This is a genomic window from Candidatus Delongbacteria bacterium (assembly GCA_041675285.1).
Lineage (GTDB): Bacteria > CAIWAD01 > CAIWAD01 > CAIWAD01 > CAIWAD01 > CAIWAD01.
This window is the reverse complement of the sequence record JBAYTZ010000022.1, coordinates 17,845-32,063: the sequence shown is the minus strand read 5'-3', so window position 1 is coordinate 32,063 and position 14,219 is coordinate 17,845. Positions and strand designations below refer to the sequence as shown.

Annotated in this window: 7 protein-coding genes; 5 read left to right on the top strand and 2 right to left on the bottom strand. The window is 57.0% G+C overall.

The features are described from left to right. Positions 1–26: 26 nt before the first annotated feature. Positions 27–2,576 (bottom strand): T9SS type A sorting domain-containing protein, encoded by a 2,550-nt coding sequence (locus tag WC326_15470; GenBank protein MFA7332468.1) that lies wholly within the window; start codon positions 2,574–2,576, stop codon positions 27–29. Positions 2,577–2,584: 8 nt separating this feature from the next. Next, entirely contained in the window at positions 2,585–6,646 is a 4,062-nt protein-coding gene (locus tag WC326_15465; GenBank protein ID MFA7332467.1) for a T9SS type A sorting domain-containing protein, read from the bottom strand. Positions 6,647–7,639: 993 nt separating this feature from the next. On the opposite strand from WC326_15465, the gene WC326_15460 reads away from it, so the two are divergent. The 5 genes from WC326_15460 (at position 7,640) to WC326_15440 (ending at position 14,209) form a co-directional block, all read left to right on the top strand. Next, the gene (locus WC326_15460) at positions 7,640–8,149 is read left to right on the top strand and encodes a hypothetical protein (protein ID MFA7332466.1); all 510 of its coding nucleotides are present in this window, start codon (positions 7,640–7,642) and stop codon (positions 8,147–8,149) included. Between the two features lie 295 nt (positions 8,150–8,444). After that, positions 8,445–9,071 (top strand): hypothetical protein, encoded by a 627-nt coding sequence (locus WC326_15455; protein MFA7332465.1) that lies wholly within the window; start codon positions 8,445–8,447, stop codon positions 9,069–9,071. 1,088 nt (positions 9,072–10,159) lie between these two features. Beyond that, a complete protein-coding gene (locus WC326_15450; GenBank protein MFA7332464.1) occupies positions 10,160–10,486 on the top strand; it encodes a hypothetical protein in 327 nt (108 codons plus the stop codon). Positions 10,487–10,563: 77 nt separating this feature from the next. After that, a complete protein-coding gene (locus tag WC326_15445; protein ID MFA7332463.1) occupies positions 10,564–13,485 on the top strand; it encodes a toprim domain-containing protein in 2,922 nt (973 codons plus the stop codon). 103 nt (positions 13,486–13,588) lie between these two features. Continuing rightward, positions 13,589–14,209 carry a hypothetical protein gene (locus WC326_15440; GenBank protein ID MFA7332462.1) on the top strand — a complete coding sequence of 207 codons (621 nt, stop codon included), beginning with the start codon at positions 13,589–13,591 and terminating at the stop codon, positions 14,207–14,209. Positions 14,210–14,219: the final 10 nt, after the last annotated feature.

Genomic DNA, 14,219 nt, shown 5'->3' with positions numbered 1-14,219 from the left:
AATGAGATGCTGAAAGGGGTTGAAAACTAACGCACCATTGTCACGGATCTTGTTTCTGCTCTACCTGCCACTTGCATTGTAACCAGGTAGATTCCGCTGGCCAGCTGTGATCCATCCAAGGCGACCTGATGCGTTCCAGCTGGCTTGATCGAGTTGACAAGCACGGCCACCTGCTGCCCCAGAAGATTGTGAATGGTGATTTTGACCGTTAGCGGTCTAGTCAGCGTGAAGGGAATCTGTGTCACCGGGTTGAAGGGATTAGGGTACGGCGCACCGAGAACAAAGGTGCGGGGCTGGGCGGTGGGCTCCCAGTCCGGCAGCGCACTCCAGGTCGTGTCCCGCAGGGCCGCGTGCGGCCCGCCCGTGAAGCCGATGTCGTTGCACAGATTGCCCAGGCTGGGCCAGAGCGGGAAGCCGGGCTGGGCCGGATCCTCGAGGTCCTGGCTGGCGGAAGCGGGGTTGCCGGCGTCCACGCAAGGCGAGGCCGGGTCCAGATAGGGCGGCCCCAGCGCGGCGTCAAACTGCGGCGCCGCGCCCACCAAGTTCTGCTCACCGTAGCTCATGGCCTGGGGCAGCAGGCAGTAATTGTAGCGCCCGGGCCGGAAGCAGTCCCAGCCCGGCTCGTCGTACTGCGCCACCAAGGCCTCGAAGCGATTGAAAGTGTTGTTGGCGAACAGGCAGTTTTCGAAGGTGATGCGCGGCTCGCGCACCTCTTCAGAGTAGGTCAGGCCCGCCATGAGCACATACGGCGTGGTGCAGTTGACGACCGTGCAGTTGCGCACGGTGCTGGGCTCCGCGCAGGTCAGGCGCAGGGGCATCTGCTCCGAGCGCTGGGCCAGGGGCAGGTACGGCGTGCAGCCGTCGATCAGCACGTTGTCCAGGCTGACCGACTTGGCCCGCAGATCCAGCGCCTGCCGCGACATGTGCAGCATCTGCACGTTTTCCAAGACCAAGTGGGTTTCCTGACGCGCGTCCCCTCCGCCATCCGTTTGGATGCCGCCATCGTCATTGTCCAGAAAGAGCAGATTCCGGAGCACCTTCACGGGATCGCCGGGGTACGTGCTGCGCCCACTGTACATTCCCAACACACTGCCGATCGTGCCACTATAGGTCTCAAAATTGCTGGCCGGATTCTCCGGAGTCATGTTGGGCTGCCGGTTGCGGATAAAGGACACACTGTCCATAAGGAAGCTACGAAAGTCGCTGGTGTACAAGAACAAACATCTTCCTTTGCTGGCCCCCGCTACCGGGACTTCGTCATAGTTGTCCCGATCAATCACCAGATTGTCCGTGAAGGTGATGTTCTTGAACAGGATGCTATCCGCCAGATCGTTTTGCACGTACAACAGGTGTGCATTGAATACGCCGCCATTCTCCGCGGTGTCTTCGCCCGGAGTCAGAATGGTGGTATTGTTGGCAAACCGTGCATTCTTGATTGAGATATCTTCCACAGTCAACATCGTTGGTCTATAAGCGCTGTCCCACTGCGTATAATTACTGTCCCCCAAGACGCAATTCTCCACCACCAATCCATCAATCTCCGAGTAGCCTATGGTTTGGCCTACAGGCGCATGAGCATAGATCTCCCCTACCGCCGCGTTTACCCGCAAGCCACGATTTCCCCGGAAGACGAGGTTCTTGGCGTGCATGGAATTGATTCCCTGAGAAAACCCATAAGGATATGCGATCGTTGTTCGAGGTTCCAGTTCCACATTGTCAATAAAACTGAGATTCTCGATCTCAGTTGGTGATTTGGCACCATGTCCTAACAAGCTGCTTCTATATTGATTTCGGATGAACTTGACATTTTTCACTCGGTGGTGACAATCAACTGAAGAAAAGACATTTCCCGCTGAAATCGCACCACTTAGAAAAACCCCATCCTGAACCGTGATGTTATCCAGGTCTATACTTCCCGCTTGCGAATCCAAACGCAGCAAACGAGACTGCATGTGGTCAAAAATCATATTCCTTGCAGTGATATCAGCTCTTGATGTGATATAAATCAGAGTTGAAGAAGCACGGTTGGTAACTCCGAAATATCGAAATCCATCCATCACAATACTTTTAATTCCATATTCACTGTCTGCATTCAAAAAGCTCCCATAGATGGCCAACCCTTGTCCATCGCTGGGTGGGGGGTCATGAAACAAGGGGCCAAAGTAGAGATTTCGCAATTCCGCGTCGGTTGAATCGGCAAACTGGATCCCAGCGCTGACCCACTGGGTTCCGTAGCCATTGCGCAGGAAGAAGCCATCCATCACGAAGCGGTGCGTGCTGCCCGTCCGCACCGTCAGCACCGTGCCCAGCGAATCGCCGTCCAGGATCGTCTGGGGAATGAAGAGCGTGTCGCCGGTGAGCAGGGTCTGTGATCCCAGCGTGATCGTCTTGTCCGGCACCACAAAATTGCCGTGGTACTCGCCCGGCGCTACCAGGATGGTATCCCCGCTGGCGCAGGAATCCAGCGCGGCCTGGAGCAGCGCGAACTGCTGGGGCACCTGGAGCAGGACAGCCTGGCTGGGCCGTGGCAAGCCCAGCAAAGCGGCCAGCAGGCAGAGCAAGGGGAGTCGTCGCATGGCTGTCCTCAGCGGGTCAAGAGAATCTTGCGCGTTTCCGTTTGCTGGTCCACCTGGACACGCACAAAGTACACGCCGGAAGCCCAGCCGGCGCCATCGATGGCCAGGTGGATCCCGCCCGCGGGCGCCGGCCCGTCATGCACGCGGGCCACCCGCTGGCCCAGCAGATTGAAGACCTCCACCCGCAGCAAAGATTCCCGGCTCAACTCAAGGTCCAATGTCGTGATGGGATTGAAAGGATTGGGATGGACCGAACGGATCTGGAAAGTGGCAGGCTGGCTGGCCACGGCCGCTTCCAGAACCGTGCCCGTTGCCTCCTCGTCCCGGCCCGCCATCACGTTGAGCAGGTTGCGAATGGCCAGGCGCCGGTGAGCCCGCGTAGCGAACGGATCCGCCAGCGCGCTGGATTGCCCTTGGAGGGGATAGCCCAGCACTTCCGCCTTTGAGATCTGGATATCTTCCAGTTCGTCCTTCTTCCCTGCAAAGGCGACCAGCAGACTGTCGAACGATGAAATCACAGCTTGCCGATCGCCATGACGGCCTTCCACGCACAACCCGTTGCAGAACTCATGCAGGGAGAGACTGCTGTTCAATGGCAAGGACACCACCGCAATGGTGTCCAGCATGGAGGCGATGGCCGAGTAGGTTTCGGCTCCGAACTCGGTCCACACGCCAATGGTCTTCATCGCATTGCAGGCTTCCATGCTGTTGAGCGTGTTCGGATAGAGCAGGAGTAGTTCGTTCCAGTAGGAGATGGCAGCCGGGTAGTTGCCATTGGTATGCGCGCTCCTGGCCGCGTTGTACAGAGCCGACGGGCTTTGTTGTGAACTGCAGGGATCCTCGAACACCGCGGTTGGGCATTCCGGCAAGGTCGGGCTGACATTGGTGACAAAGGTCGGAATGTGGCCGATGGGATCTCGCGGCTCATCACATGCTTGCCCCCAAAAATTTGATGACCAATCGGTGGTACCGCTGGAAGCGGTCACAAATTTTGTTGGCACATCAAAACGAGACACGACAAACGAGTTGTATCCACAATTTAAATCCATGGATCCAAGATAACTTCTGACAACTGGTTTATTATCGAAAGTATTGTTATTAGAAAATGGCTTGTAAAATGAATTCTCCGCAATATTGTTCATTTTCACCGTAGAACATGATATGTCAATGGCGGCATCCCGAACGTCGTCAAAGACATTGTGATGTAGATAGTTATTGCTGCTATACATGAGTATTTGTGATGTTCCAGGATCCTGTTCGGCATCTAAAAAATGACAATTAGAGATTACGTTCGTCGCAGCATTGGCATTCATGAAGCCAATGTTGACTTTACAATCAAAATAGCACTCAGAGTTCGAAACTTGATCGAATGTTACATTGTCAATGATCAATCCCGATACAAATGCACATATCTGACCGATGCCATTTGTTGGCAAATACTGGCGCACTTCCCTGAAATCAATGTTATGAATTGTTCCACCACAATCATTATCCAAATAAATGCACGTTTCATCATAGTCATTGAATATGGTATTGCCACCCTGACCGTCGATATCTACATCACAGGTGTTGAACCAAACAAATCCAAAACCGGTGCACCAATCGGGTCCGCGGTTGAACAGCACGCCCTTGGTGGTCACGGCCGTGGAAAGGGGCGCCGTGGTCGTGGAGCCAAAGGTCAGATTGCCCAGCCCGTGGCTGACCAGCGAGGTGCGGGCGCCAGATGAGCTTCCCACCGTGATTAGATAGCCATTGTCGATATCGGTGTCCCGAAAGACCATCTCATATGCGCCATCACACAAGATGATGGTGCCATCCGGAATCACCAGATCTGGATCCGTGCCACCGGTCAACGTGGTGTTGCCCACCACTTTATACCAACCGCGCTGTTGGAGCGGCACCGTGCCGCTGATTTCCGTCACCCTATACCTGGGCGACCAACCGATATCCTGATAGGTTAGGTCGAAGTCCAGCGAATCTTGGCGTCCGGCATCCAAGGCGATGGAATTCCATCTGGGCCGATAGTCGTGTTGTGACGGATCCACAAAAGTCACTTGTGTCGCAGAACTGTCATGATCAACAATCAGATTTCCGCCATTGCTAAGACAGCAGTAGGAAGCAGCCCAAGTATTTTGATCAAACAAACAATGATCAATCTCAGGCTCCGCGTAGCCATTGACAATGGATGACCTGCTTCCGTCACCATGCGAAAGAAATATGGAATTCGAAATCTGTGGAGCTCCTTGTCGTAGGTAGACATCTCCTGCCGGGTAGCTGTTATCTGAAAAGGTACATTTGTTCATGATTATGCCATTTATGCAATTGATCAACCAAAGTGGATCAGCCCCAGAACCAACTACATTGTCAGCAAACGTACAATAATTCAGTTTCACAAGTTGGGTGGACCTGATTTCTGGGTCTTCCAGATCTGCATCACCCCATCCAATGATACCTTGCGGATAGCTATTTTCAATAAAGCTACAGTTATCCATCACGACATCACCTGTTGTGGTAAACATGGAATGGGACATGGAACCACAGTTTTGAAAGGTCAAATTTCGCAGGATCAAGGTCTGATCGGATCTCAATTTGATGGATCCACTAACGCCATGAAGAATGGCATGTCCGGTGGTATCCGAAAATTCGGGGCCGACACCGATCAGTTCCAAACATCGAAATGGAGAATCTTGAGGAAGATCAGCAAAATTTAGAAGATCAAACGAACATGCATCTCCGTCATATGTTATGTCTCCGTGAAGAAAGACACGAACGGTATCAAAATAGGTTGCGGCAGCCACCAATCTTTTACCAATCCACGCATTGCTTAACTTTTGATACGAAAAGGCTGTGCTATCTTCTCCAAGATGATAAACGGCCTTTCCTGTACCCCAATTTTGTAGCTCGTCTAAAACCGGTCTTCTGTTCCAAGTTTCCGAAAAGGCCCCACAAACCCATGTAGTATCGTATGGATAATCTCTCACGTTAAAATAAAGTAGTGGACCGACAAAGTCCCAGCTTTTCCATTTGCTAATATAATGATTGATCCTCATTGCTTGCTTATCTTCAAACATATGGTGATAGTATTGCAATCCACCGAATTCAGTTCCAAATATCTTCTTGTCTCCATCAAAATGATCTCTCATAAGTTCATGCAAGTCATATGTATAAAGAAAGAGTGCTTCAGGGTGATGTGAGTCATCATTAAGATTGCCAAGAGTATCACAATAATCGTATAGCGGATCCCAGCTTAAACTCGTATCAAAACCTGCAGATATATCATAAGGCGCATAAGGGTGATAACCTAAAAAGTCAAAATAGTCACGAGAATGTTGACTCGTGTCAGGATAAGAATAATGATAAAGGCTGTCTACCCAATCATGCGAACTGATCCATTCACCATTGCCATTTGTATGCGCAATTGGCACCAGCCCACCGGTGATAATATATGCAGAATCTGGGTCCGATGCGCGAATTGAATCTGCTGCAGCCTTCAGCAAAAGAGCGTAATCGGCGGTTGAATCTGTCCTTCTATAGAAATCCAGGCCATTGGGTTCGTTCCAAATTTCATAATAATGAACATAACTTCCATAGCGTGCGGCAAAACGTCCACATAAATGCGCAAAAGCTCCAATTGCTGAAGAGTCTGGGCCAGCAAATTTAAGAGTGTCTTCCCAATAGGGAAGACTGTTTTGGAATATTTCCGGTCTTGCCCAAGAGGGGGTTGTATTGATGACCACTATCAGTGTAAGGTCCTTCTGATATGGTTTCGTAATAACATTATCAGTATTAATCAGATCATTTATCCAAACAAACGTGCTTGTATCAGGCTGTATTGCGGCCCATGGGATTTCAACTCGAAGCCATTTCCCAACAGATTTGGCCGTGTTAAGAAGGCTATCAATTCGTTGATTTGATTCTGTTCCACCAAACGGATGGGAGAATCCGATATCATTAAAGCAGGGTAAAGCAGTTTCTTGAGCAAATGTTGGCAAGAATAAGAATGCCAACAAAAATAGTGAAATGTTTATACGACTCGCTGTTGAGCGAAACCGCAGATTAAGGTGAGACATGGCATAACTCCAATTAGTCGGGGGCCTTTGCACTGAGCAATGGAGTGAGAGGATGCAGAGAGACTTCAATTCTCGAGGTAGATTTCTCGCCATTGGGTGTCTGTGCATAAATCATGTATGGCTTGAGAGCTCTATGAAGTTGACAAGCAGAGGGTTGATCCTGCTGCCTGTAGAATGTCTAACAACCTACGGAGAAGCAACAAGATTCTTTCGTCCTTGAAAAATATTCGTTGCCTCGTCAAGAGTTTACCATGGAATTATGCTCCGCGAGCGTGGTAGAGAGCGAAACCCGGGTGCGTGGTGCCTTTCATTTTTATGGTGATGAGGAGGTGTACTCCATTTGTCGGCGCGCTCTGAATAAGGGGATGGACGTCCACATGCAACCCGATGTACCCAATGACGATCCATTTTAGCGTCTTGGATATGCGGATCACCATGACGAACTGAACGAAACACTTGCGGCGGGTGGCTTGATCCGCTTGGACATGCCACGAATCTAGTAGGGTCAAATGGACTCGGTGTCGGCTCGGCTGGCAAAAGAGTTCATTCGGGTATGCCGACGAGGCGACTGTCGGCGGTCGGCCCAGATAGAGGCCTGAAGCCAGTCCTCAAGGACGTGGACGCGCTCGCCGCACTGGTCCTCAAGCGCCTCCTGAGGGCCGACCTCGTTCAGTACAAGTCCATGCGATTCAGTCCGGACCCGCTACGTCGTGCCGACGTGATTCGCTAAGTCAGTGACAAGACCGGCAAGATGGTGGACGACTTCACGTGGGAGACCCGTCTCTCGGACATGGCCCGGCATGGAAGCACATGGCGAAGCACAGTTCCAACGAGACCATTTTTCAGGGCGCTGTGCCACTGTTGGAGCACTTTTCCAGTCTCGTGATAGGCAGCCCAAGTCCAAAGGTCAATGTGGTGACCCTGTCCAAGAGGCATGGGATCCCCAAGCCTGCCGGACGGTCAGCGGATTGATAACCCAGTGAGGGTGAAGGGATGGGAGACGACATCCGAGTCGAGCATCAGCGGGCCTTCCAGGCCGACTTGGACCAGCTCCATGAGGACCCGGGCTGTACGGTGCGAGTCAACTGGGTGGCGGAACAGGAGAGTATCGTGTACTTCTCGGCCGGCATACGCGTGCTGTCGGCCACGCCCATCTTCAACCGAGCAACGGGCGAGATTATGCGCTGGCGCTACTGGCTGCTGTTCGCCGAGATGGCCATCCTCGACATTTACGGCTGTGGACATCCCGTGCACTGTTTCAAGTGTGAGGTGCTACGGCAACACCCGCTCCACTTGGAATTGAAGGAGCTGGGCCGTACCTACACTTTCCTCGTCTGCCACAACGACCCGCACGAGGAAGACGAGCGGCAGGCCGCCGTGTATCGCGCATGGGCCAAGGCGGTGGAGGAGCTTGGCGGCGAGGCCGCGCTGCAGGCGCTGCTGGACCGCCAAGCAACCCAATGGACCCAGGATCTCCTGGCCACGCGGGAGATGAAGCCGTGAAGGTGCTCGGGGTCTACGTACTCTATCTCACCCGACCTTGAAGCGTTCGAAGCCCAACGGAAAAAGAGATTGACACCTCATGCCAGCCCAATTTAAAGGGCCGATCCCATTGTTTGGAAAACGCTCCCATTGGCCTGGCTGCAAGATCCAGGGATTACAGTGGCCCATCACACGTTGACACTCGGAAAGGCCTTTGCCTTCCCACTTTATACTACGTGAGACGGACCCGTTCGTTTCATACATCTCCATACGCGCCGGACGAAACGGCTATTGTCGACGAAGGAAGGGTTGTTGCATGCAGACCGATGTACCCAAGGGCGATTTCTTTATACGTCTGGGATATGCGAATCACCATGACGAATTGAACCAAGCCCTGGCTGCGGCGGGCCTGACCCGGTTGGACAAGCCGCGCATCCAACTGACCAAATTGGACCCGGCGGCGACTCGGTTGGAGGAAGACTTCATTCGGGTATGCCGACGCGGCGACTGCCGGCGGACGGCCCACCTGGATGCGGGGAACCGAGTTGCGGTAGCGGCCCTGACACCGGAGGCCTGCCAGATCTGCGGCGGCAAGGCACTGTCTCAGGCATGTGACCGCATGCGGTCGGCTTGCCAACACGCTGGGATCACCAAGCTGTGCGTCCTGGGCGGATCGCCCAAGAGCCGGGAGGAGATCCGGCGCAGCCTGCCACGAGAGCTGGACGTCCGTCTGGTGGACGGGACAGCCACGCGCTCCCTGAAGGAAGCCCGGGACGATGTGGCCTGGGCAGACCTGGTGGTCATCTGGGCGGGCACCCAATTGGACCATAAGGTCAGCGGCTTGTACGTGGCGGCACCGCGCCGCAGCTCCGTGGCCCGGCGCAGCGTCCAGGAGCTGTTTACCCACATCGCAGGGGTGGCCACTCGGCTTTCAGCGCGCTGACTCATAGATCGAAGGCTAAAGGAAGCTGCAGAACCAGTCGTCCTTTGCCAGCAAGTCAAAGACCGGCCGCAGCGGGGAGAGAGTGATTGAGACAAGCTGATGAATGGCAGGCCCACCAAGCTTGGCTCAGGAACAAGGGCAGCCGCGTCGGCGTCATTTCCCACGCCCACAACATGGCCGAGCGCACTGGCGCCCAGATCCGCGTTGGAGCTCACAGGGCGCGGGCGCAAGAGGGTCATCGTCAAAGGCTGAATTGCGACAAGAGACTCCTACACAGTGATTCCCAACGGCTGCTCTTCTGGACGACCATACCCCTAGGACTTCCGTTCCGAACCATTCCTCCCAACCAGTCTGCCTGATTCCTGGCCTTCTTCCTTCCTGACCTCAGGACTGTAGATCGTCCCCTGGGTCACGTCTCGAGATTCTCACTTCACCATGTTATCCCCAATTGCCCCTTCGCCTATCCATTGATAGCTGCATGCGAGACCAGCCGTGCTCACGGATTACATAGAACGTGTGGGTCCTCGGCAGCGGATTGAACATCCCACACGAAACCCGCCCCTTAGGACTGGAAGCAGAAACCAGCCACACCCTGGAGCTTCCTCGAGCGCAACTGATCTCCCGGGTTGACGATATCTGAATGAAATTCCACGCCGACCCTCGACTTCAGTGTCCCTCTTCTGACCTCGTTTCCGGTTGAGGTCATCACAGCATCGCGCGGCGATATCACAAAATCGGGAAAACTGAATCTTCTCTGTGATTCACGAATTCTCCGCAGAATTCCGCAGAATTCCGCAGAGCTCCGCATTCTTCCCATTTCGTTACGAGTGAAAAATAGGTAAACACTCGTCATCAAAATATCGTGAAAGGAGTAAATCAAAATAGGGAAGCTTAGGTAGTCAAAGTAAGTGAATGAAAGAAAGTGGGCGGGCGGTATTGCAAGTGCTTCACGGGCGGGATACCGTAGGGAAAAGAGGCTGGAAGGGTCGGCATCGATGACAAGACCATTGTCTCCATGACCCGTCATTCTGGCCACATGTTGACAGGATCACGCGGATCGTCCCAGCAACCCATACGGAGTCGATTTCATGACACCTCCCCTTTCTCCCCGCATCCACGAGCGCCCGGCACGCCAGATTGCCGTCTGCCAAACCCGCACGCCGTTCCAGGACCTGCCCGATGACGAGCGCCGCTCCCGGCTGCTAGACGCCGTCCATCGGGAGTTGGGCCACACGTCCAGCGCCCTGCCTGCCCTCTTGACCGAAGTCGAAGTGGCCCGCGTCCTCAAGCGCACCATCGGCACCCTGCGCAACCGGCGCTGGGCTGGTCTGCCTGTGCCCCGGTACCTGACCGTCGGGCGTAGCGTTATGTACGAACCACTGGATGTCGTGGACTTCCTGCTGACCGGGGCCTAAGGGCCCGGGGGGGGCCGGCAGTCCAGAGTCCAGACTAGCAATGGGTAATCGACGGTGCAGGGCAAGCGAGGTGGCCAGTGGGTGCATTCGGTGAGCTGATCGACCAAGTCAAGCGCGATGTGCCTATCGGCCTCCTCTTGCCCGGCGGCGTGACGCCGCACAAGAAGATCCGCTGCCCGATTCCAGGGCACGACGACGAGAACCCGTCGTTCGAGGTGAACGCCGAGCGCAACACCTGGGTGTGCTGGAGCCATCCCTTTGATCCGTGCCGAGGTAGCGTGGCGGACTTGGCCATAGCCCTGACCGGTCGGACCTTTCCAGAAGCCATCCGGTACTGCGCGGACTTGGCTGGTATTCGCCATCGCCCGCCCACGGAAAAGGAGAAAGCCGAGGTCCAGGAGCGCCTGCAGCGAGAGGCGGTGCTGGAGGCCGTGACGGCTTGGGCCCAGGACCGGCTCTGGAGTGACCACGTGCAGGCGCGGCGCATGCGCGAATACCTGACGGGCCGGGGCTTTGGCGAGGACCTGCTGCGTTCCCAGCGCCTGGGCTGGATGGACCTGGACACGTTGTCCAAGTCCCTGGGCCGCGATCCCAAGCTACAGGGGATCTCGCGCGACGACGCTGCTCGAGCGGGACTATTTCTGGAGAATCTCGCGCCGTGCTTCCGCGATGCGCGCATTTCCATTCCCGTCCTCCACCACGAGCACGTGGTGGGCATGACCTTCCGGACACTGGATCCCACTAACAAGCGCAAGTACATGCACCTGGCTGGCCAGCCGGCGGGCCTCTACAACCTGGACGCCTTGAAGGGTGGACGGGAGATCATCCTGACCGAGGGCATCCCCGATTGCTGGACGCTCATGCAGTGGGGCATCGCCGCCGTGGCCAACTTGGGCGTTGAGGCGGTGGCCCATGCCAAGCGCTTTGCCGGTTGTACCCGCGTCGTGCTGGCCTGGGACAACGATACCACCGGCCGTGGTCGCGCAGTGCGAAGTGCCCGGGCCATCCAGGACGTGTTGGGCGACACGGGTGAAGTGGCCATCCTCCATGTGCCGGAGCAGAAGGACGTGAGCGACTGGGCCCAGGCGGGCGGCACGCCGGAGGACTTCCGGGTGCTGGCCGCCCAAGCACCCGACCTGATCGGCTACCAGCTGGACCGGGTGCCGAATGCGAGCAAGGGCCAGCGGCTGGACGTCAAGGCCCAGATGGCCCTGGACGCCCTCCTGGATGACATCGGCCGCCTGCCTGTGACCCGTCAGGGCGCCTACCTGACGGCCTTGGGTAAGCGCATCATCACCTCGCCGGGCGACCTGCGGCGCCTCATCCGCGAGCGCCAGGCCGAGCGGGAACGCCGGGAGGCCGCGGCCCGGTCTGCGGCTGGTGAAGGGGCCACGCGCACCGACGAGGACAGCGAAGACGACTACGACTACCACACCCAACGGCCTTGCATTGCCGCCACGGATTTCGTCTTCCCCAGCGACGGCCCGCCCCGGGGCAACATCGGTTTCCACTTGTCCAAGCGCGTGGACGGGCTTTGGGTCCCCACCAAGCAGCTGGTGGAGGTGGAGTGGACACCCGACGGCCCTACGGCGCGCCGCGTGCTCTATGCCCAGCGCCAAGTGGGCGACAAAGAGTTGGCGCGCTTTCCCATGGAGGGAATGCCGCGCTGGAGTTTGGAAGAGGGCACGCCCTTCAGCATTAAGCAGTTCATCACGAATCCGGCAGCCTGCCGGCCCAACACGGCCGAGCTCTTCGCCCGGATCAGGACCCTCTTGCAGCAGTTCTTGTGGTATCCCGATCCGGGCAGTCTGTTCGTGGTGGCCATCTACGTGCTGCTGAGCTACGTCTTCGCCCTCTTTGGCTCCCTGGGTCTCTTGCACTTCAACGGCAACGCCGCCTCCGGCAAGTCGCTGTCCATGGACTTCATGGAGCGCCTGTGCTTCAACGCCCTGAAGACTGGCAGCATCACGGGCGCGGCCCTCTTTCGGCTGACTCACGCCACCCGGCCCACGCTGCTCATCGACGAGGCCGAGCGCCTGGCCAACCCGGGCCGCGACACGCCCGAGGAGGCCGTGCGCCTGATCCTCAACGAATCCTATCGCGTGAATGGCATGGTCATTCGCACGAATCCGGAAACCCTGCAGCCCGAGCGCTTCTCCACGTTCGGCCCCAAGTGCCTGGCCTCCATCAAAGAGCTGGACGCTGTCTTGGGCAGCCGGTGCATTGTCATTCCCTGCTTGGCGCCGGATCACAAAGTGGAGCTCGAGGACGCCATCCAAAGCGGCCCGCGGCTGGATCGGTTGTGCCAGGACCTGCGCAACCACTTGCACTGCTGGAATCTGTCCGTCTTTCCTCTCTTGTATCGCATCTACACTGAAGACCTTGTGGGCCAGTTCAAAGGGCTGAAGGGCCGGCAGCGCGAGATCTGGCTGCCTCCGATCACCCTCGCCCGTCTGGTGGACGCGGAGTCCTCTGCCGGCCAGATCATGGACGTGGAAGACCAGATCCTGGCCACCCAGGAGCGGATGGCCTCACTGCAGGAGAAACGGGCGCGCCTGGAGAACGAGCATGTGCTGGTCCTGTCGGCGCTGCGCGACATCCTGCTCGGCGACGACAGACGGCAATTCGAACTCCTCATGCACCCGCACAAATTCAATGTCACCAAGCTCTCCGAGGCCATTCGCGATATGCTGGTGACCTCCGGAGCGTGGTTCCCGAGCCGGCCCTTCGGGACCCGGCAACTGACTCGCATTCTCAGGAGCAACAACGTGGCCAGCGAGGCCGACCACACGCCGCGCGTGTCCGACGGGGGCCGAACCGTCCACGCCGTCCTCTTGCACGATCAGCGGGTGGAGGACGCCCTCCGGCGCCTGGTGGGTGGGGAGGAGATGGAGCTGGGCTTCACCGGCATCGCCTCGGGCATCGTGACAGATGGCACGGCACCCGTAGCCCAGGAGAACGCCCACGATGCCGGAGGGGACGATGACCTTCCCTTCTAGCCATCCATCGCCCACCCCTTGCGCGACCGGCGTCGTGGGCGGGTCTGCTGAAATCCGGAAGCATCCGCATCATCCAACCACTACTCATCAGGAGGACACGACCATGCATCACGACACTCGCACGACTCCCGCGGCCACGCCTGCGCTGGACGTGGAAGCCTTGTGCCATCACTGCCTGGACGGCTATCAGCGGGGCCTGTGCACGCCCCTTGAGGAGCTGGACCGGCTGGCGGCCCATCAACCCACAGAAGAGAGCCGGCTCGTCTTCCGACTGGGGTTCCAGGCAGGGCACGCATCCTTGCAGCGCCACCTCACGCACCACGACGCCTTGTACGCCCAGGGGGCGGCGGCTGTGGACTGGAATCGGGGCACGCAAGAGGCCGTGCGCCTCTTGACCAGCCGAACCGGAGGCCTGGCCGGTCTTCAGCGCGTGGAGGCACTGCACCAGGAACTGGCCCGCCGCGCGGACACGCCCTTCTCGGACGGGTTCCATGCCGTGTGGAATGCGGCGGAGGGACTGGTCGGGCAGGTCGAGGAGGCCTGTCATGAGCGCGACATGGTCCAGGAGATTCTTCACCAAGTCCGTTTGGCGCTGGACGACGCCGATGTGCCCCGCCTCTCCACAGAGGAGACCTCGACCGACCGTGCGGCCCTCAGGGACTTGGCGTGGCGAGTTCGGCGCCTGATCGCGGATCGTCACGTGACAGCGGAATCGTGCGTGTAAGATCGCGGCA